The sequence below is a fragment of the uncultured Plantibacter sp. genome (assembly GCF_963518075.1).
GTDB classification, from domain to species: Bacteria; Actinomycetota; Actinomycetes; order Actinomycetales; family Microbacteriaceae; genus Plantibacter; species Plantibacter flavus_A.
In genome coordinates, this window is sequence record NZ_CAUQHZ010000004.1 from 95,715 (window position 1) to 115,067 (window position 19,353).

21 protein-coding genes are annotated in these 19,353 nt (G+C 68.9%); 9 read left to right on the forward strand and 12 right to left on the reverse strand.

Going from position 1 to position 19,353, the window contains the following annotated elements; genetic code table 11:
* Nucleotides 1-60 precede the first annotated feature (60 nt).
* Nucleotides 61-945, reverse strand: a complete 885-nt coding sequence (locus tag RWN05_RS07205; protein WP_314139087.1) for an alpha/beta fold hydrolase — start codon at nucleotides 943-945, stop codon at nucleotides 61-63.
* 309 nt (nucleotides 946-1,254) lie between these two features.
* Between RWN05_RS07205 and RWN05_RS07210 the strand changes: the two genes are divergently transcribed.
* From RWN05_RS07210 to RWN05_RS07220, 3 genes are all read left to right on the forward strand, one after another.
* Nucleotides 1,255-2,313, forward strand: a complete 1,059-nt coding sequence (locus RWN05_RS07210) for a magnesium and cobalt transport protein CorA (protein WP_064295772.1) — start codon at nucleotides 1,255-1,257, stop codon at nucleotides 2,311-2,313.
* A gap of 111 nt (nucleotides 2,314-2,424) precedes the next feature.
* Nucleotides 2,425-2,877 carry a MarR family winged helix-turn-helix transcriptional regulator gene (locus RWN05_RS07215; RefSeq protein ID WP_229939713.1) on the forward strand — a complete coding sequence of 151 codons (453 nt, stop codon included), beginning with the start codon at nucleotides 2,425-2,427 and terminating at the stop codon, nucleotides 2,875-2,877.
* 5 nt (nucleotides 2,878-2,882) lie between these two features.
* Nucleotides 2,883-4,286 (forward strand): MFS transporter, encoded by a 1,404-nt coding sequence (locus tag RWN05_RS07220; protein ID WP_314139088.1) that lies wholly within the window; start codon nucleotides 2,883-2,885, stop codon nucleotides 4,284-4,286.
* Between the two features lie 115 nt (nucleotides 4,287-4,401).
* Here the strand turns inward: RWN05_RS07220 and RWN05_RS07225 are convergent, their stop codons facing one another.
* Nucleotides 4,402-5,331 carry an isoprenylcysteine carboxylmethyltransferase family protein gene (locus RWN05_RS07225; protein ID WP_314139089.1) on the reverse strand — a complete coding sequence of 310 codons (930 nt, stop codon included), beginning with the start codon at nucleotides 5,329-5,331 and terminating at the stop codon, nucleotides 4,402-4,404.
* 34 nt (nucleotides 5,332-5,365) lie between these two features.
* Entirely contained in the window at nucleotides 5,366-5,746 is a 381-nt protein-coding gene (locus tag RWN05_RS07230; protein ID WP_079003540.1) for a DUF3054 domain-containing protein, read from the reverse strand.
* 127 nt (nucleotides 5,747-5,873) lie between these two features.
* Between RWN05_RS07230 and RWN05_RS07235 the strand changes: the two genes are divergently transcribed.
* The gene (locus tag RWN05_RS07235) at nucleotides 5,874-6,167 is read left to right on the forward strand and encodes a DUF4287 domain-containing protein (protein ID WP_071260650.1); all 294 of its coding nucleotides are present in this window, start codon (nucleotides 5,874-5,876) and stop codon (nucleotides 6,165-6,167) included.
* A gap of 200 nt (nucleotides 6,168-6,367) precedes the next feature.
* Here the strand turns inward: RWN05_RS07235 and RWN05_RS07240 are convergent, their stop codons facing one another.
* The 5 genes from RWN05_RS07240 to RWN05_RS07260 all read right to left on the reverse strand — a co-directional run bounded on the left by RWN05_RS07240 (nucleotide 6,368) and on the right by RWN05_RS07260 (nucleotide 11,889).
* A complete protein-coding gene (locus tag RWN05_RS07240; RefSeq protein WP_064295771.1) occupies nucleotides 6,368-7,180 on the reverse strand; it encodes a CPBP family intramembrane glutamic endopeptidase in 813 nt (270 codons plus the stop codon).
* 225 nt (nucleotides 7,181-7,405) lie between these two features.
* Complete coding sequence (locus tag RWN05_RS07245; RefSeq protein ID WP_064295754.1) at nucleotides 7,406-8,251, reverse strand: transglutaminase family protein; 846 nt, start codon at nucleotides 8,249-8,251, stop codon at nucleotides 7,406-7,408.
* Nucleotides 8,248-9,177 carry an alpha-E domain-containing protein gene (locus RWN05_RS07250; protein WP_064295753.1) on the reverse strand — a complete coding sequence of 310 codons (930 nt, stop codon included), beginning with the start codon at nucleotides 9,175-9,177 and terminating at the stop codon, nucleotides 8,248-8,250. Before RWN05_RS07250 ends, RWN05_RS07245 begins: the two co-directional genes overlap by 4 nt.
* Nucleotides 9,171-10,874 carry a circularly permuted type 2 ATP-grasp protein gene (locus tag RWN05_RS07255; protein WP_071260396.1) on the reverse strand — a complete coding sequence of 568 codons (1,704 nt, stop codon included), beginning with the start codon at nucleotides 10,872-10,874 and terminating at the stop codon, nucleotides 9,171-9,173. The genes RWN05_RS07250 and RWN05_RS07255 overlap by 7 nt, the downstream gene beginning before the upstream one ends.
* Before the next feature lie 73 nt (nucleotides 10,875-10,947).
* Nucleotides 10,948-11,889 (reverse strand): aldo/keto reductase, encoded by a 942-nt coding sequence (locus RWN05_RS07260; protein WP_314139091.1) that lies wholly within the window; start codon nucleotides 11,887-11,889, stop codon nucleotides 10,948-10,950.
* Between the two features lie 157 nt (nucleotides 11,890-12,046).
* Between RWN05_RS07260 and RWN05_RS07265 the strand changes: the two genes are divergently transcribed.
* The 3 genes from RWN05_RS07265 (at nucleotide 12,047) to RWN05_RS07275 (ending at nucleotide 13,963) form a co-directional block, all read left to right on the forward strand.
* A complete protein-coding gene (locus RWN05_RS07265) occupies nucleotides 12,047-12,487 on the forward strand; it encodes a GNAT family N-acetyltransferase (protein ID WP_079004047.1) in 441 nt (146 codons plus the stop codon).
* Nucleotides 12,488-12,590: 103 nt separating this feature from the next.
* Complete coding sequence (locus RWN05_RS07270) at nucleotides 12,591-13,022, forward strand: hypothetical protein (RefSeq protein ID WP_064295749.1); 432 nt, start codon at nucleotides 12,591-12,593, stop codon at nucleotides 13,020-13,022.
* A gap of 29 nt (nucleotides 13,023-13,051) precedes the next feature.
* Entirely contained in the window at nucleotides 13,052-13,963 is a 912-nt protein-coding gene (locus RWN05_RS07275) for an SMP-30/gluconolactonase/LRE family protein (RefSeq protein WP_240555571.1), read from the forward strand.
* 12 nt (nucleotides 13,964-13,975) lie between these two features.
* Here RWN05_RS07275 and RWN05_RS07280 read toward each other — a convergent pair whose 3' ends face one another.
* Nucleotides 13,976-14,125 carry a hypothetical protein gene (locus RWN05_RS07280; RefSeq protein ID WP_240555574.1) on the reverse strand — a complete coding sequence of 50 codons (150 nt, stop codon included), beginning with the start codon at nucleotides 14,123-14,125 and terminating at the stop codon, nucleotides 13,976-13,978.
* A 451-nt stretch (nucleotides 14,126-14,576) separates the two neighbouring features.
* Between RWN05_RS07280 and RWN05_RS07285 the strand changes: the two genes are divergently transcribed.
* A complete protein-coding gene (locus RWN05_RS07285; RefSeq protein WP_314139094.1) occupies nucleotides 14,577-15,326 on the forward strand; it encodes a hypothetical protein in 750 nt (249 codons plus the stop codon).
* 82 nt (nucleotides 15,327-15,408) lie between these two features.
* Here RWN05_RS07285 and RWN05_RS07290 read toward each other — a convergent pair whose 3' ends face one another.
* The 3 genes from RWN05_RS07290 to RWN05_RS07300 all read right to left on the reverse strand — a co-directional run bounded on the left by RWN05_RS07290 (nucleotide 15,409) and on the right by RWN05_RS07300 (nucleotide 17,713).
* A complete protein-coding gene (locus RWN05_RS07290) occupies nucleotides 15,409-16,434 on the reverse strand; it encodes a substrate-binding domain-containing protein (protein ID WP_314139095.1) in 1,026 nt (341 codons plus the stop codon).
* Between the two features lie 77 nt (nucleotides 16,435-16,511).
* Nucleotides 16,512-16,952: a carboxymuconolactone decarboxylase family protein gene (locus RWN05_RS07295; protein ID WP_205847546.1), complete on the reverse strand. Its 441-nt coding sequence runs from the start codon at nucleotides 16,950-16,952 to the stop codon at nucleotides 16,512-16,514.
* Nucleotides 16,953-16,963: 11 nt separating this feature from the next.
* Entirely contained in the window at nucleotides 16,964-17,713 is a 750-nt protein-coding gene (locus RWN05_RS07300; RefSeq protein WP_064295740.1) for an SDR family NAD(P)-dependent oxidoreductase, read from the reverse strand.
* Between the two features lie 301 nt (nucleotides 17,714-18,014).
* On the opposite strand from RWN05_RS07300, the gene RWN05_RS07305 reads away from it, so the two are divergent.
* The gene (locus tag RWN05_RS07305) at nucleotides 18,015-19,331 is read left to right on the forward strand and encodes an ABC transporter substrate-binding protein (RefSeq protein WP_079003547.1); all 1,317 of its coding nucleotides are present in this window, start codon (nucleotides 18,015-18,017) and stop codon (nucleotides 19,329-19,331) included.
* Nucleotides 19,332-19,353 lie beyond the last annotated feature (22 nt).

Consider the following 19,353-nt stretch of genomic DNA (forward strand, 5'->3'; position numbering starts at 1 on the left):
CGACTGTACCCCGCGGCCCCTGAGCTTGTCACCGGTCCGCACACCCGGCGACCCGCCCGCTCAGGTGCGCTGGTCGAGCCACTCCACGACGTCGCGCTCGACGTCCTCGCGGTTCAGCTCGTTGAAGATCTCGTGCCGCGCCTCGGGGTAGATGACGAGCGTCACGTCCGTCAGCTTCGAGCGCTTCACGTACGCGTCGCGGAGCAGGGTCAGGCCGCGGACGCCGCCGAGGGCATCGTCGGAGCCGCCGAGGATCAGCACGGGCAGCTTGCGCGGCAGGCGCTTCGGCGGGCGACCGAGGAAGGCGAACGCCTGGATCGGGTTCCACACGGGGGTGACGCCGATGTCGAAGTTGCGCTCGTCGGCGGCGAACGCGGCCCAGGCTGCCGGGTCGCGGTTGAGCCACTCGAGACCGGTCTTCCCGGTCTTCCGCCAGCGCTTGTTGAGGTCGCCGGCGTTGATGACGCCGGGCATCGCGAGCGAGGTGCCGGAGAGGATGAGGAGTTCGTACAGATCGTGTTCGGCGACGACCTTCTGCGCCATGAGCGAGCCCCAGCTGTGACCGAGCAACGCGAGCCGCGACTCGGGGAAGCGGGTCCGCAGGTACCGGCCGACGGCGGCGACGGAGTCGATCGCGCCCCGGGTGGTCCGCGGGCCGAGCTTGCCGAGGCCGAGGTGCTCGAGGCCCGTGCGACCGTGGCCGCGGTGGTCGTCGGCCACGACCGTGTATCCCGCGTCGTTGAGCCGTGCGGCGAGACGCCCGTACCGGAGGGCGTGCTCGCCCGCGCCGTGGGCGATGTGCACGACGGCCCGCGGGTTCGGCACCTCCCACAGGTAGACGTAGACCGTGACGCCGTCGTCGTCGACGATCGTCTCGGTCGCATACGGTCGTGGCTCGACGGGGCGGTTCGCGTCGGAGACGGGTGGCGGGGTCTGCTCGCTCATCCCGCCAGCGTAGGCCCTCGGACCGGCGGCGTCGCGAGTCCGTTTGCAGTTCCCGGAGGGCAGGCGTACGGTGAACGAGGCCCGAACGGCGGGCCGGCAGGTTTCGACGGAAGCGAGGTGAGCGGCCATGGCTGGTGACAGTACCCGCGCCACCGCATCGACGAGCCGCCCCGCCTCCCTCACCCGGTAGGCGCTGCCACCGCCGGTGCCGAGGCGCCCTCACTCACACCTCCCCGGGTGCGATCCACCGCGATCGCCTGCACCCGCGCGGCCGCCGCACGTTCCCGTCGATCGATGGACGGAGACCTCATGGCACTCATCGACAACGGCATCTACGTGACCGGACGGCGCTCGGCGAGCCCGCGATCGCTCGACGCGACGTACGAGCTCCTCAACGAACAGCGCGGCATGGCCTGGATCGGTCTGTACCGCCCGGAACCGTCGGAGATCCGCTCCGTCGCTCAGGAGTTCGACCTGCATCCGCTCGCCGTGGAGGACGCCCTGAAGGGCCATCAGCGGGCGAAGCTCGAGCGGTACGGCGACACGCTGTTCGTCGTCCTGCGTCCCGCCCGCTACCTGGACGAGGAGGAGCGGGTCGAGTTCGGCGAGGTGCACCTGTTCGTCGGACCCGGGTTCGTCGTCACGGTCCGCCACGCGGAAAAGCCCGACCTCGGCCAGGTCCGGCGGCGACTCGAAGCCCGGCCCGACATCCTCGCACTCGGTCCCGACGCCGTCCTGCACGCGGTGCTCGACCAGGTCGTCGACGGCTACGGTCCCGTCGTCGCGGGGCTCGAGAACGACATCGACGAGATCGAGGACGAGCTCTTCGGCGACGCCGCGGACGTCTCGCGTCGCATCTACGAACTGTTGCGTCAGGTCATCGCGTTCCAGCGCGCGACCACGCCCCTGCGGGCCATGCTCCACGGCCTGCTGCAGGGTGCCGACAAGTACGGTCTCGACGAGGAGCTGCGCAACGGCTTCCGCGACGTGCTCGACCACACCCTCCGGATCGCGGAGCGCGTCGACTCCTTCCGCCACCTGCTCCGCAACGCGCTCACGGTGCACGCGACGCTCATGACGCAGCAGCAGAACGAGGAGATGCGACGCCTCTCGGAGGCGAGCCTCGCGCAGAACGAGGAGTCGCGTCGGATGAGCGAGACGGCGCTAGCGCAGAACGAGGAGATCAAGCGGATCTCCTCCTGGGCGGCAATCCTCTTCGCCCCGACACTCATCGGCACCGTCTACGGCATGAACTTCGACGACATGCCAGAGCTGCACTGGCAGTTCGGCTACCCGGTCGCCATCGGAGCGATGCTCGTCCTCTCCGGGACCCTGTACGCCATCTTCCGAGCCCGCCGCTGGCTCTGACCCCCCTGCTCGCGAACTGTCACCAACTGCCAGTCCTGCTCCCCGTGCACTGTCGGTTTGTGACAGTTCGCGGGTATACTTAGGGTGGCTAATGAGCTAAGCTAATGGATCGTGGCAAGCGGAGCAGCGACGAAGACCAGGGCACTGACGATCGCCGAGCAGGCGTCCGAACTCCGGATGGGCACCTTCCGGCTCGCGAGACGACTGCGCGGGGAGAAGTCGGTCGACGACCTCAGCGATCCACAGTTCTCCGTCCTCGGAGGGCTCTACAAAGAGGGCTCCGCAACCCTGCGGGCACTGGCCGAACGCGACCGCGTGTCCGCGCCATCCATGAATCGCACCGTCAACTGCCTCGAAGAGGCCGGGTACGTCACCCGAGAAACCGACGCGGCCGACCGCCGGAAGGTCACCATCGCCCTCACCGAAGCGGGCCACACCACCGTCACCGAGACCGTCCGGAAACGCGACGCGTGGATCACCCAGCAACTGCGCGCGCTCACCCCGGACGAACGCGACACCCTCGCCCGCGCAGCCGAGATCATGAGGAGACTCGCCACCCAGTGAGTGCAATGTTCCGTTCCCTGTCCAGCGTCAACTACCGCATCTGGTTCATCGGCGCACTCGTGTCGAACGTCGGCGCCTGGATGCAGGCCACCACCCAGAACTGGGTCGTGCTGACCGACCTCACCGACAACGACGCCGTGGCCGTCGGCGCCACCATGGCCCTGCAGTTCGGGCCGCAGCTCGTCCTCGTGCCGATCACCGGTCTCATCGCCGACCGCTTCGACAAGCGGAAGATCCTCATCCTCACCCAGTCGAGCCTCATGCTCCTGGCCGCAGCCCTCGGCGCCCTGCTCATCTTCGGTCACGCCGAGCTGTGGCACATGTACCTCTTCGCGCTGGCCCTCGGCATCATCAACGCCGTCGACGGCCCGGCCCGCCAGACCTTCGTCTCCGAGCTCGTCGACGAGCACAACATGTCGAACGCCGTCGCGCTCAACTCGGCGTCCTTCAACGCGGCGCGCATGGTCGGCCCGGCCATCGCCGGTCTCCTCATCGTCGCGATCGGCTCCGGGTGGGTGTTCGTCGTGAACGCCTTCACCTTCCTCGGCGTCATCGGCGCCCTGTTGGCCCTGCGCACCGGCAAGCTCCGTCGGGCGCCGCGCCCACCGCGGGCGAGAGGACAGTTCGTCGAGGGCTTCCGCTACGTCCGCGGACGGCCGGACCTCATGGTGATCTTCGTGATCGTGTTCATCATGGGCGCGTTCGGCATGAACTTCCCGATCTTCGCCTCGACCATGGCCGTCGAGTTCGGCAAGGGCGCGGGCGAGTACGGCATCCTCTCCTCGGTGCTCGCGATCGGTTCCCTGACCGGCGCGCTCCTCGCGGCGCGGCGGGCGCAGGCCCAGATGCGGATGATCGTCGGCGCGGCCGGGCTCTTCGGCGTCGCTGCACTCACGGCCGCGTTCATGCCGAGCTACTGGTCGTTCGCCGCCGTGCTGATCCTCGTCGGCTTCTCGACGGTGACGCTCCTGACGACGGCGAACGGACTCGTGCAGACGAGCACCGAGGCCGCCGTCCGTGGCCGGGTGATGGCGCTGTACATGGCGATCCTCATGGGTGGCACCCCGATCGGCGCGCCCATCGTCGGGTGGGTGGCGAACACCTTCGGGCCGCGCTGGGCGCTCGGCCTGGGCGCACTCGCCGGGTTCGCGGCCTGCGCCACCGGCCTCGCCTACGGGGTGTTCCGTCATCACCTCCGTCTGCGCGTCGCGCCGGACTCCCGCTGGCGCCTGCAGTTCACCCACGACGGGGTCGTGTCCCCGGTCACGCCGGAGGACTTCTCGGAGCAGATCGCGCTCACCTCGCCGATCCCGCTGCCGAAGCCGAAGTCGCGCGCGAAGGCGCCCGAGCCGCGTCCGGAGTCGTCGCCGGTCGACGAGTCGACGACCCTCACCGGCTCCCGCCGCTAGACGGTCCTCCGCTCCGACCCGCTCGGCGTCCACAACTCCTGCATCCTGCGACCGCCGGGGCTCCCGGCCGGGCGGGGCGGCGGGTGACGCGGCCGGTCGTCACGCGCAGCAGGAGTCACGAACGAGCCGCCACCGGACGGAGGCTCGGGACCCAGCACCGCAGCTCATCGCGGTAGCGGCGGTACGGCTCGCCGAAGCGCGCCTCGAGGTCGGCCTCCTCGACCGGCCGGACCAGGACGTTCCAGACGACGGCGCCGAAGACCGCGTAGACGACCACGATCCAGGACGACAGCAGGAGTCCGACGCCGATGCCCTGGACGATGCTGCCGACGGCCATCGGATTGCGGACGAAGCGATACGGGCCGGCGATGACGAGTCGGTTCGGCATCGCGGCGGGTAGCGGCGTCCCACCACCGGTCGTCGCCATCGCGGCTGCGGACCAGAGCCCGACGACGCTCCCGAGCACCAGGACGACGATGCCGACGGCCACGGCGAACTGCTCGGCACCCGGCGGCAGGGCGACCGCGACCTGCCACCGCGACTCGAAGAAGCGCAGGACGGCGGGGATCACCGCGAGGAAGACACCCCAGAACGCGACGATCTCGACGGCGGTCCTCACGAGTTGCGAACCGGTCGACGCCGACGCATCCGCCGGGCGGAAGGCGAACGGCCCGACGGCGATCCACGCTCTCGGGATCCCGCCCGTGAGGACGAGCGCGAGTGCCGTGACCGAGCCGAACGCGGCACCGATCATCAGCAGGGCACCGACGCCCGCCTCCTGGGTCACGGCCGCGAAGATCCCCAGTGACACGGTGACCAGCAGCGTCCATCCGGTCGCGAGGATCGCCGCCCATTGGATGGCGCATGCGGCGAGCGCCGAGGCGACGACGAAGAACGGGACGTCGAGCACGGCTGTGACGACGGGGTCGAGGCTGCCGAGCGTCGCCGCACGGACGGGCGGGACGAGGAACACCGACACCCACCACGCTGCACCGGCGAGGGCCTGCACCGCGAAGTACCAGCGTCCCCAGCGCTCGGCGCTCATGTGCTCGTCGGTGTCGGGGTCGGGGTCGGGGTCGTCATCGGCGTCGGCGCGCGATGAGCCACGCGACGAAGCGCCACCCCAGGAGGAGAGCGGCGAGGACGAGGACGGTCACGATGACGAAGCTGAGTTGGACGCCCTGGCCGGAGACCGCGCGCAGCACCATTCCGACGACGACGGTCGACACCCAGACGACGACGCCCGCCCAGCGGACGGAGCGGGTCTCACGCTGACCGAGGACGAGCGCGAGCACGTGTCCGACGAGGAGCCCGACGGCGAACGGCCACAGCGTCACGAGGAGTCCGAGGACGCCTTCGCCGTGGCTGGCGCGGCCGATGAGGACGAACACGATGACGGCGAGGAGGTCGATGCCGACGGTCGCGGCGAATCCGGCGGGGGTCCTGCTGGGGCGGTCCATCCCCTCACCCTATTGGCGTCGTCGCCGCCCACCCTGGAGGGAGGCCGCATGGCGCGCTGCGAGGCCTATCGCTCGGTGCCGGCGCTGGCTACGATGGCGCTGACACCCGATCGACGAAGGAGCCGTCATGTCGTTCCAGGCCTATCTCGATGCCGCCGAGGCGAAGACCGGCAAGACCCCGCGCGCGCTCGTCGACGAGGCGCACGCCCGCGGCTTCGACGCGTCGACGAAGGCCGGTGAGATCCTCGAGTGGCTGAAGGCGGACTACGAGCTCGGCCGAGGTCACGGGATGGCGCTCGTGCACGTCATCAAGAACGGTCCGACGATCAGCGAGAAGCACGTCGGCACCGACGGGGTGCACCGTGACGAGTCGACCGAGCTCTGGCTCGACGGAGCGGCGACGAAGCCCGCCGCCCCCTGATTCCCCGTCCGGCTTGCTGCCAGCGCGGTGCGCTGACGCGAGCGCGGGGCTGTGGCGTGAGCGCGCCCCTCTGGAGACCCGCGGTCACCCGCCAGACCCGCGCTGGAACCTGAACACCGCCGCTCGCGTCAGCGCACCGCGCTGGGCCCGGAACAGCGACCTTCGCGTCAGAGCGGTGCGCTGGCGGACGAAGTCTTCGCTCAGTACCAGAAGATCGGGATCCAGTCGCGATGGTGGGCGTGCACGATCGCGAGGAAGACGATCGCGTCGAACAGCAGGTGGACCGCGAGGATGTACCCGAGCGACCGCGTCTTCGAGAACAGGTACCCCTGGAGGAGTGCGAACGGGAACGTCAGCAGCGGACCCCACGAGCGGTAACCGAGTTCCCACAGGAACGAGACGAAGATGACGGCCTGCAGAAGGTTGGCCTGCCAGACCGGGAAGTGCCGGCGCAGCAGAGCGAAGCAGGTGCAGATGAAGAACAGCTCGTCCCACGTGCCGACCGCGTTGACGCCGACGAAGAACCGGCCGAGTTCCCCGGCGTCGCTGATCACCGGCCAGTTCTCGTAGGCACCGGAGCGGATGAAGTAGAACGGGAGGATCGCCCAGCCGAGCAGCGGAACGGCGACGAGATAGGCGATCTCGCCCTTCGTCTTCTTCTCGCGGCTGCGCCAGGGGAAGGTGATCGCCTTCCGCCGGTAGACGAATCGGTCGATGAGGAACGGGACACCGACCGCCAGCAGGAGCACGGTGCCGATGCGGAAGAAGCTCGGCCAGGAGACGTCCGCCTCCACGGATGTGGTCGAGACGATCCCGATGCCGATCGCGATGAGGAACAGGTCCTTCGCGAGTTCTCGGTCGATGAGGATCGCGGTCGCGAGCGCGGCGACGAGGAGCGGATAGCCGGCGAGCGGCTGCATGAGGCCGAAGAGGCAGAACGCGGACGCGGCGAGCAGCACCGCGGGGATCAGCTTCATCGGGCGGCGGGCCGGGACGATCATCTCGGTCTGCATGCCGTCGATCCTACGGGTGCCGGCGCGGGGCGCTGACGTGACCGCGGGGTTGCGGGCGTCGGCGCGATGCGCTGACACGAGAGCGCCCGAACGGGCACGACCGCGGGGCTGGCGCGTGAGCGCGACGCTCCGGAGACCCGCGCTCACGCGCATGACCCGCGCTCACGTCAGCGCACCGCGCTGACGCATCCACCGAGGAGGGTGTGCCCCACGTCGGCCGGCGGGTCAGGCCTCTCGGGTGATCTCGACCTTCACGAAGAGCTTCGAGCGGTAGGGGCCCGCGTACACTCCGCGGAGTGGGGAGACGTCGCCGTAGTCACGCCCCCGCCCGATGAGGACGTGACGCTCACCCACGTCGACCATGTTCGTCGGGTCGAACCCACGCCAGTCACCGCAGAACCACTCGACCCACGCGTGCGACTCACCCGTCACCGTCTCGCCGATCGCCGCGTGCGGCTTCGGGTGCAGATACCCCGACACGTAGCGGGCCGGGATCCCGACCGAACGCAGCGCCCCGAGGACGATGTGCGTGATGTCCTGACAGACGCCCTTGCGGTTCGCCCACGCCTCGGCAGCGGTCGAGTACACACTCGTGACGCCCTGCACGTAGTCCATCTGCTCGCCGATCTCCCGACTGATGGCCATCGCGGCCTCGCACGGGCTCTCGTGGCGGTCGGCGATGGTCCGGGCGAGCTCGACGAGGTCGTCCGGCGGGGTCGTCCGGCGCGTCTGCTCCAGGTGCTCCACCCGCGTCACGGCGGCCTGGGTCGCGATGTCGAGCTGCTCCCAGCCCGTCGGGTGCGGTTCGTGCTGGCGCGGCCGGACCTCGACGAGGCTCGTCGCCGTGAGCGAGAGCTCGTCGTGTGGGGTCAGCACCTCGAACGCCGAGACCTTCATGCCCCAGTAGTCGGTGTACGTCGACTGCGACGCCCCCGGCTGGATGTCGATGTGCGAGTACAGGACGTACTGGTCCTCGGTCGTCACCGGCAGCATGCGCGCCTCGTTGTACGACGCGTTGACCTTGCCGCCGTAGGAGAAGCCCGTGCTGTGCTTGATGTGGAGCCGGGTCATGAGTTCTCTCCGATCCACGCGGGCACCGCATGAGTGGGGAAGTAGCGTTCGCGGATCGCCTCCGACACCTGGCTGGTGACGTTCTGCACGGCGTCCATCCGACCGGGGAGGTCGACGAGCGTGTCCTGGATGGGCCGGTATTCGAGGTCGCTCCGGATCTGTCCGAGCAAGCGCTGGGCGGAATCGACCGTCCCGACGCGGCCTCGGCGCGGTTCGAGGTCGCGCATGCACTCCTCGGCCCGGCTGATGGAGAACATGACCGACCGTGGGAAGAGCTGGTCGAGCAGCAGGAACTCGGCCGCGTTCTTCGCGCTCGGCATGCCGCGGTACGTGCGCAGGTAGGCCTCGTAGGCGCCGCAGGAGCGGAGGATCGTCGTCCAGGACGGGCCACTCGCCTCGGTGAGCGACCGCGTCGCCAGGAGCCGCGCGGTCATGTCGGCGCGTTCGAGGCTGCGACCGAGGGTGAAGAAGCGCCAGGCGTCGTCACGACTCGTGGCGGAGTCGACGATGCCGACGGCGAGGGCCGAGCGCTCGCGCACCCACCCGAAGAACTCGTGCACCTTGTCGCTCGCGACCCGGCGCGGCATCCGGGCACGCGTCGTGTTGAGGCACTCCCAGAGCTCGGTCGACACGATCTCACGGGCACGACGCGCGTTCTCGCGGGCTGCGCCGAGCGAGTAGGCGATCGACGCCGGGTGGGTGCGGTCGACGGCGAGCTGCGCGAGGACGTCCTGGCGGGTGAGCTCCTGGTCGGCGGGCGCGTCGCTGCCCATGACGGACAACAGCGACCGGCAGGCGGTGTCCTCGTCGATCCACGGGTCCTCGAGCAGCAGCTGCAGGTGGACGTCGAGGATGCGCGCGGTACCGTCGCTGCGCTCGATGTAGCGGCCGATCCAGAAGAGGCTCTCGGCGATGCGGCTCAGCATGATGCGTCCTCCTGCCCGGTGACAGCGGGCGTGGAGAGCGTCTGCTGCTGTTGCTCCTGCTGGTCCTGGTTGCCGACCGGACGGTCCTGGGGCGAGTGCTCCGGGGTCGTTCCGTGGTCGTAGATGATCGGGATCGACGTCGTCTCGGTCGTGGCCTGCTCGGCGACGAGACCCTGGATGTCGTGCGACGAGGCCTCGGGCGCGGCGTTCGGGTCGAAGGCACGGCCGACCACCCAGGTGTCCTTCGAGCCGCCACCCTGGCTGGAGTTCACGACCAGCTGCCCCTCCGGCAGGGCGACGCGCGTGAGTCCGCCCGGCAGCACCCAGACGTCGTTGCCGTCGTTGACCGCGAACGGTCGCAGGTCGGCGTGGCGGGGACGCATGCCGTCCTCGACGAGCGTCGGGATGGTGGAGAGCATGACGACCGGCTGCGCGATCCAGCCGCGCGGGTCCTCCTGCAGCTTCGTCTTGAGGGTCGCGAGCTCCTCCTTCGAGGCGTCCGGGCCCACGACGAGGCCCTTGCCGCCGGAGCCGTCGACGGGCTTGATGACGAGCTCGTCGAGGCGGTCGAGGACCTCTTCGAGGGCGAGCGGGTCCTCGAGACGCCAGGTGTCGACGTTCGGGAGGATCGCGTCCTCGGCGAGGTAGTACTTGATGAGGTCGGGCAGGTACGTGTAGACGAGCTTGTCGTCGGCGACACCGTTTCCGACGGCGTTCGCGATGGTCACATTGCCGAGACGTGCGGCGAGCATGAGCCCGGGCGAACCGAGCATGGAGTCGGCACGGAAGGACAGCGGGTCGAGGAACTCGTCGTCGACGCGGCGGTAGATGACGTCGACGCGAGTGGGTCCGGCGGTCGTGCGCATGAAGACCTTGCCGCCGGAGCAGAAGAGGTCACGGCCCTCGACGAGTTCGACGCCCATGAGCCGCGCGAGCAGCGTGTGCTCGAAGTACGCGGAGTTGTACACGCCGGGGGTGAGGACGACGACGTTCGGGTCCTCGACGCCGGGCGGGGCCGACGCACGCAGCGCCTGCAGGAGCTTGTTCGGGTAGTCACCGACGGGCCGGACGCGCATCGAGACGAACAGCTCGGGGAGCGTCTGCGCCATCACGCGACGGTTGGAGATGACGTAGCTGACGCCGGACGGGACCCGGACGTTGTCCTCGAGGACGCGCATCTGACCGTGCTCGTCGCGGATGAGGTCGATACCGGAGACCTGGATGCGGACGCCGTTCGCAGCCTGGATCCCGTAGGCCTGCCGGTGGAAGTGCGACGACGAGGAGATGAGCTTCGCGGGGATGACGCCGTCGCGCACGGCGAGCTGCGGGCCGTAGACGTCGGCGAGGAAGGCCTCGAGCGCCTTGACACGCTGTTTGATGCCGGCCTCGACCTGTGTCCACTCCTGCTGCTCGATCACCCGCGGGACCGCGTCGAGCGGGAACGGACGCTCCTCACCGGCGAAGTCGAAGGTGACGCCCTGCGCGAGGTAGGAGCTGGCGAGGGCGTCGGTGCGACCTCGGAGCTCCTCCTGGGTCATCCGTGCGAGGGAGCTGTAGATCTCCTGATACGCCCGCCTGGCGGTCGCACCACCCGCGTGTTCCGCCGCCTCGCCGAACATCTCGTCGAAGGCGGGGACGCCGCCCGGAGTCTTGCGCGGGGCGAGCGTGCCGCCATAGCCGTTGAACAGGTCACCCATGGGCCGACTCTACCGGGACACGTGTTGCCGGGGTGTTTCGGAGCGCGGGGAGGTGCCCTCGCCGGGGCCGCCCCTACGCGACCGAGGCGGCGGTGAGGGCGGCCAGTTCGTCGGCGGAGAGTTCGAGCGTGGCGGAGGCGAGGAGGTCGGGCAGCTGCTCGACCGTGCGGGCGCTCGCGATCGGCGCGGCGACGGTCGGCTGCGAGCGGAGCCACGCGAGCGACACCGTCGCGACGGAGACGCCGTGGGCCGCGGCGACCTCGTCGAGGACGGGCAGGAGCGCGGCGTGGTCGGCGAGGTAGGCCTGAGCGCCCTCGGCACGGACGCTGTCGACGCTCGACCCCTCGCGGTACTTGCCCGTCAGGAAGCCCTTCGCGAGCGAGAAGTACGGCAGCACCGCGAGCTGCTCGTGCTCGGCGATCGTGCGCAGCTCGCCCTCGAACTCGCGCTCGACGAGGTTGTAGTGCGGCTGGAGGGCGATCGGGCGGTGGAGCCCCTTGGCCTCGACGATCTCGAACCACTCGGCGATGCGCGCTGCGGAGTAATTGGAGATGCCGAGGTGGCGGACCTTGCCGGCGTCGACGAGCGACGACAGTGCCGTCACCGTCTCCTCCAGCGGGACGGACTCGTCGTCGAAGTGCGCGTAGTAGAGGTCGATGTGGTCGGTGCGGAGGCGCTCGAGCGAGGCGTCGGCCGCCTTGAGGATGTTGTCGGCCGCGAGGCCTGTGAAGTCGGGGTGCTGGCTGACCTTGGTCGCGATGACGAGCTCGTCGCGGTTGCCTCGGAGTTCCTGCCATTCGCCGATGAGTCGCTCGGAGTCACCGCCGGTGTTGCCGGGCACCCACGCCGAGTAGCCGTCGGCGGTGTCGATGAAGTTGCCGCCGCCCGCGACGAAGGCGTCGAGGATGTCGAACGAGGTCTGCCGATCGGCGGTCCAGCCGAACACGTTGCCGCCGAGGTTCAGCGGGAAGACGGACAGGTCGGACGTTCCGAGGGTGGTGCGGGCGTGAGTCATCTGATGATCCTCCAGGGTTCGGTGCATCGCTGGTACTTCTCTTCACGCTAAGCCCGCGGCCGGCTCGACTATTCCGTCGTGTCGTCCGATGACGAGCGGGCCACCGGAACCGGACTGGCTCTCCACGGCCCGGTGCCGGCCGTCCTACGGTGGCTCGATGGGCTATCGCATCGACGACTCGAAGGACCGCATCGACCGGGACGCCGTGTGGGCCCTGCTCCGCGAGGTCTACTGGGCGAAGTGGCGCAGCCGAGCCGACGTCGAGGCGCAGATCGACGACGCCTGGCGCGTGATCGGCGTGTACGAGGAGGAGACGGGCGCCCAGGTCGGTTTCGCACGAGCGGTGTCCGACGGACTCGGCTTCGGCTACCTCGCCGACGTCATCGTGGACGAAGCGCACCGGGGCCACGGGCTCGGCAAGCGGATCGTGCAGGCCATGATCGACGACGGTCCCGGCGCGCACTTCCGGTGGACGCTCTTCACGAGCGACGCGCACGGCCTCTACGAGCAGTTCGGGTTCACCGACCCCGGCCCGACCGCGCTCGTCCGTCCAGCCGCGCAGCTGCCTGTCCACCCGACGCAGGTACCCACCGCCTGAGTCGCGGCACGTCGTCGCTGAACCGCGGCCCGGGCGACCGATCGCCTCACTTCACCTCATCACTCTCGCCCGGCCTCCAGCCGCGACGGGCTAGCGTTGACGTATGTGGATCTCCGACGACGGCCGATACAACATCGTCGATGTGCCCGCGGAAGCGTATCCGGGGCGCGCCTATCTCCTCGAACTCGTCGCCGGACTCGACCCCGACGAGCTGCAGACGCTCGTGACCCGCATGCAGACGTTCGATGACGCGATGATCGACCGACTCGAGGTCCTCGTCGACGACGAGGCGCCCGAGGTCGCACCGGATCCGGAGCGTGAAGCGCCGTACGTCGATGAGATGATCCCGCGACGCGTCCTCGATTCGATCGACTGGGACGCGATCCTCACCCCGCCGTTCCGAATCGAGGCGATCGACGTCGCCGGTGACCGCTGGCGCATGGATGCGTGGGCCTTCCTGGAGTCGATCGTCGAACCGCCCGTCACCCGACCGAGCGCTCGCAACCTCGGCTCCTCCCCCATCGATCCGGCGTAGACCCGCACCTGCCGAATAGGCTGTGCGTCATGACCGACGACGACGTCACCATGACGAACGAACCCTCGCCGCTGCTCGCCGAGGGAGCCGAACTCGAGCACCTGTACACGGGCGCGATCTGGAGCGAGGGGCCCGCATGGATCGCGGAGACCGGCCGCGTGCGCTGGAGCGACATCCCGAACGACCGCATCCTCGAGTTCGACACCGCGACCGGCGAGACGGCCGTGTTCCGCGACGGCGCCGAGTACACGAACGGACGCACGATCGACCGAGAGGGTCGCGTCGTGCAGTGCAGCCACGGGCGGCGCGCGGTCGAGATCGAGGGGCCCGACGGTCCGATCACGCTCGTCGACCGCTGGGCCGGCGGCCGCTTCAACTCCCCGAACGACGTCGTCGTGCACGCCGACGGCTCGATCTGGTTCACCGACCCGCCGTACGGCATCGATCCGAGCGGGGAGGAGGGCCACCCGGGCGAGCAGGAGTACGGCGGGTGCTACGTCTTCCGGTTCGAGCCGGACACCGGAGCGGTCGAGCCGGTCATCACGGCGATGCTGCACCCGAACGGACTGGCGTTCTCACCGGACGGGTCGATCCTGTACGTGTCGGACACGGGTGACGGCGCACTCCGCATCGCCGCGTACGACGTCGCCGAGGACGGCGTCTCGGTCGTCTTCGGCGACACCCCGGGACGCACCTTCGCGAGCACCGCGGTCCCCGCATCCGACGGCTTCCGGATCGATGTCGACGGCAACGTCTGGTCGTCGGCCGGCGACGGCGTCGAGGTCTTCGACCCCACCGGCGCGACCATCCTGCGCATCCCGGTCCCCGAACGCACGGCGAACGTCTGCTTCGGCGGCGAGGACGGCATGACGCTCTACATCACCGCGTCGAGTTCCCTGTACCGCATCCGCACGGCCACCCGGCAGTCGCCGCGGCCCTGACGGTCGCGCCGCTCAGACGGAGGAGGCCCGGACGACGAGCTCGGGCTGGAAGACGAGGTGGCGCGCGGACAGCGGCGGGATCGGCGCACCCTCCGCGACGGCGAACTCGCCGAGGAGCAGCTCCACCGCGGCGACACCGAAGCCCTCGTGCGGCGCCCGCACCGAGGTGAGCGGGATGATCGACGACTCCGCGAACTCGATGTCGTCGTAGCCGACGATCAGCGATGTCCTCAGGCACCGGGACGACCGTCAAGGACGCGCTCGAGCCATCGATCCGATCGTCCACCTGGTATCTCGATATTTCGCCGCTCAGAAGCATACACATGTTTGATATAAAAGTTTTCTGCGTATACATATTGCGCGCAAAAATGAGAAGTATTAGCTTCATGGGAAGTCGGTCGGAGGGATCAATCTCATGCCATCTCATCTGCAACCGCGGTCGCGCAGGCCTCACAAAGCTTGGGGAGTCGGTCTCATCGCGGTCTCGGCGCCGATCATGTCCATGAGCCTGATTCTCCCGTCACCCGCAGCAGCGATCGGGTTCCTCTCGGTGCCATTGCTCTGCGTCGCTGGCGCGCTGCTCCTTGCGGCGTCCGCCTCAGAACGATGAAGAGTGCCACACAACGAAACGGAGAATGCAGTGGAGCTTATGGGAGTATCACGATTTGTCGCGGCGCTGACGGCCGCTACCCTGTGCGCGGTCGTGATGACCGTTGCACCCGCACAAGCGCGCGCTGAGGACTCGACTACACCCACATCATCCGACGTCCTTCGATTGGTCACAGACGCGAGCGAGCTTTCGACGACCGACATCACCGGCTCGGAACGAGACCGCTTCCTCCGAGCAGCTTCACAACATCTCGAGGTTCAAGGGGGTGCGCACGTCGACGTTGCTCGGGCTTCCGTCCTCAAAGTTGAAGAGTCGACTGTGGCCGCCAGATTCGATCTGGTTGGCGAAAACGTGGTGGCACCGTCTTCGCTGACAGTGTTCTTGAACGACGGTGCTGAAGTCGTATCCACGGTGGAGATGCTGTTCCAGCCCGATGGTCGAGGTGGCGGAAGCATGAGCGTTTGGCAGGACTCCATCTTCACGTCGACACAGTCCGTGACCGCGTCTCAAGCCGCCGACGCTCTCTCGGGGACCGTATCGGTCAGCGGAAGTGGCGACTGGTGGGGCGAGTTGAGCTCTTGCTTGAGCCAGAGCGGCGTCCCCGTCTGGGCGGCCAGCCTCCTGGCTACCGCTTGCGCCGTGGCTTGCGCAGTCACGGTCGGCATCGGATGCGGCGTGTGCCTGGCCGCGCTGATCGGCACCTCTACAGGCATCACCGCAGCCTGCATCGACTACGCGAACAGCCACGCTTAGCTCAGCGCCACGATAGTCGATGAACGAATCGGGCATCGCCTCCACGGCGATGCCCGATTCTCGCGCTTGTACGACAAGCGAACTACTCGCGCGGTGAGGCCCGGACGACGAGCTCGGGCTGGAAGACGAGGTGGCGCGCGGACAGCGGCGGGATCGGCGCACCCTCCGCGACGGCGAACTCGCCGAGGAGCAGCTCCACCGCGGCGACACCGAAGCCCTCGTGCGGCGCCCGCACCGAGGTGAGCGGGATGATCGACGACTCCGCGAACTCGATGTCGTCGTAGCCGACGATCGCGAGGTCGTCCGGGACGCGGACCCCGTGCTCGACGACGAGCGTCTGCATGATGCCGAGGGCGAGCAGGTCGTTCACCGCGAACACGGCGTCTGGACGCGCCTCGGGCGGGCGGCTGGCGATGGCCCGGCCGAGCTCGCGGCCCTCGGCGATCGTTCGCTCGGTGCCCGCGATCACCTCGAGGGTCGCCCCGGGCACGGCGGCCACGGCGGCGCTCGCCCCCTCGAACCGGTCGGCGACCTGACGGATGCCGAGTGGACCACCGACGAAGGCGAGTCGCCGACGACCGGTCGCCAGCAGGTGCTCGGCCGCGAGGAACCCACCGCGCACGTCGTCGACGGACACCGAGGGCTGGTCCGGCGAGGAGGCCAGCTGCCCGACGAGGACCGAAGGGATGCCCCGCTGCCGGATGCTCGTCAGCCGCTCCTCCACCGACTCGTGCGACGCGACGAGCATGCCCTGCACCCGCTGCGCCTCGAACATGCCGAGGTAGGCGTCCTCGCGCTCACGGCTGCGGTTGGAGTTCGCGATGAAGACGGAGAGCCCGTCCTCGGCGGCGCGCTGTTCGACCCCCTCTGCGATCGTCGCGAAGAACGGGTTGCTGACGTCGGGCGCGATGTAGGCGATGGTGCCGCTCCGGCCGAGACGCAGCTGCCAGGCGGCGTTGTTGCGGACGAACCCGAGCTGGTCGATGGCCCGCTGGATGCGCTCCTGCTTCTCGGGCGAGACGCGGTCGGGGTGGTTGATGTAGTGGGAGACCGTGCCCATGGAGACGTCGGCGAGCGTCGCGACCTCGCGGATACCGACTCGTCCCATGCTTCACCCCTGCCCTCGTGCTGCGTGCCCCGGGAGCGTTCCCGCGGCCCGGCTCAGTCTAGATCGCCCCGTCTCGGTCAGTCCTGACCGCGGTGCGGCTCCGGTCCGAGGGGCTCGGGGATCTCCACGCCGACCTCGATGAGGGCGTCCGTGACGACCCGGATCGCGTTGAGCGCACGTGGGAACCCCGCGTACTGCACGGTGTGGATGACCGTCTCGAGGATCTCCGTCGCGGTGCAGCCGACGTTGATCGCACCGCGGGTGTGGCCGCGCAGCTGTGGTTCCAGCCCACCGAGCGCGACGAGAGCCGCGAGGGTGATGAGCTCCCGCTGCGCCAGCGTGAGCCCCGGCCGGGAGTAGATGTCGCCGAAGTTGAACTCGATGCCGAAGCGCGCAAGGTCCTGCGCGAGCCCGGTCTGCATCGCGACGAGCCCCTCCGACTTCCCCTCGCCGTACACCTCGTCGAACTTCGCCTTGCCGCGCTCGAGTCTCGTCATGTCCTCTGGTCCTGTCGTCATCGTCCGTCGCCTCAGATCGAGTGTCCGCCGTCGAGCGGCAGGATGAGGCCGGTGAGGTTCACGGCGGCGGGTGAGGCGAGGAAGACGACCGTCTCCGCGAGGTGCTCCGGCTCGCCGAGCAGCCGGGTGGGGATCTGCGCGAGGAGCGCCTCGCGACGCTCCGGGGTGTCGTTGTCGCGGCCGGGGGTCGCCTGGGCTCCGGGGGCGAGCGCGTTGACGGTGACCCCCTGCTCGGCGACCTCGATCGCGAGCGCCTTCGTGAGTCCGACGACGCCGGCCTTGGCCGCGGCGTAGGCCGTCGCCCCGCGCACGAGGCGTCCGCCACTGACGGCGGCGATGGATGCGATGCTGATGATGCGACCGGAGCGCTGTTCGAGCATCGAGGGCAGGACCGCGCGCGTGACGTTGAACACCGAGTTGAGGTTGCGGTCCATCTGGGTCATCCAGGTCTCGTACGTCATCTCGTGGAAGAAGCTAACCGCGCCGCCGCCCGCACCGTTCAGCAAGATGTCGACCCCGCCCCACTCGTCGACGATGCCGCCGACGGCAGCTTGGACGGCGTCGAAGTCGGTCAGGTCGGCCGTCGCCGATGCGGCCCGCACCCCGTGTGCACGGACGAGCTCCGCCGTCTCCTCGAGCCCGGCGGCGTTGAGGTCGAGGCCGGCGACGTCGGCCCCCTCCGCGGCGAGCTTCTGGGCGATCACCCGGCCGAGCGCTCCTGCTGCCCCGGTGATGACGGCTCGTTTGCCCTGCAACCTCATGTGCGGTTCCGTTCCTCGTCCGGCGGGTTGAATCGCCGTGCATCGTCGTTGACTGTGGTCGTGCCGACATGATCGAGATCACGGGACGACGATCACCCATTCTCGTCGCCGTCTTGAAACGTGTCAATATGCATTCCGTCCAGCCCTCGTCATGCTCGAAGTGCCTCGCCGAGCGGAACTGATCCAACGCTTGACATGCGACCCGTGCGCGGTTAGCCTCGGCCATTGAAACGCTTCAACTTTGCTCGCGACCATCACCGCTCGCGTCTCAACATCACTGCCACATCTTCAAGGAGGAAATGTGTCCACAGCGCACCGGGCCCCGAAACGTCGGTCGGCCACCGCCATCGCCGCTCTCGGCGTCACCGCTCTCGCCCTGACCGCCTGCGCAGGGAACGGCGGTGCCTCGAGCGCCACGTCGTTCGACTACCTCGCGGCCGTCGAGAACTCGATCGTCCGCGATGAACTCACCGCTCTCGGCGACGGCGCGTGCGCCGCGAACGAGAAGGCGCTGCCGCTCAAGGTCGAGACCCTGCCCCAGGCCGACGTGCTCCAGCGCGTCACGCTGCTCGCCAGCCAGAACGCCCTGCCCACCACCTTCACCGCACCGACCGCACCGCTGCGGCCCGGCGGCACCCTCGGCGACGACGACACCGTCCTCGACCTCGAAGACACCCTCACCGAGCTGGGCGTCATGGACGACATCCTCCCCTCGGCCGTCGCCACCGTGAAGAACATCTACGGCGACCGGTTCGTCTCGATGCCCTACCAGTACAACGTTGAGGGCTTCTTCTACAACAAGACGATGTTCACGGACCTCGGCATCGCGGTCCCGCAGACGTGGGACGAACTGCTCGACGCCGCCGACACCGTCCAGGCCTCCGGCAAGTCCGCCTTCACGGTCTCCGGTGCCCAGGGCTGGACGATCACCCGCTACATCAGCACCTACCTCTTCCGGCTGCTCGGCCCGGACGCGATGAACGACATCGCCTCGGGCGACGCCAAGCTGACCGACCCCGAGTACGTCGAGGCGATCACCGCCGTCGCGGACCTCGGCAAGTACTTCGGTGCCGGCATCACGACGATGGACATGCAGACCGCGACGAGCGAGTTCTTCACCGGCAACGCGGCCATGATGTACAACGGCACCTGGATGCTCGCCGACGTCTACAACACCGAACTCAACCAGATCGGTGAGGACGCCGTGGGCTTCATGCCGTTCCCGACCGTCGAGGGCGGCAAGGGTTCGATCGACCAGTACCCGGCCAACACCGGTGCGGCGACCTCGTTCTCCACGAAGGGCTACGACGAGGAGAAGGTCGGCGGCTGGCTGAGCTGCATCGCGGAGAACTACGGCTCCAGCGTGCTGAAGAACCAGGGCGTCATCTCCGGGTTCAAGCTCAACGAAGAGGTGACCGACGTCCCCGCGCTCACCGCCGAGGTGCAGGGCATCATGGCCGACACCGATGAGACGGTCACCTGGTTCGAGACCTTCCTCCCCGAGAAGGCCGGCGTCGACGCCCAGACCAACGCCGCCCCGCTGCTCACCGGCGGCATCTCCCCCGAGGACTTCGCGGCGCTCGTCCAGGCCGGCGTGGACGCGGGTCTCAAGAAGTAACCGGCGATCCGGTCGCCCGGCA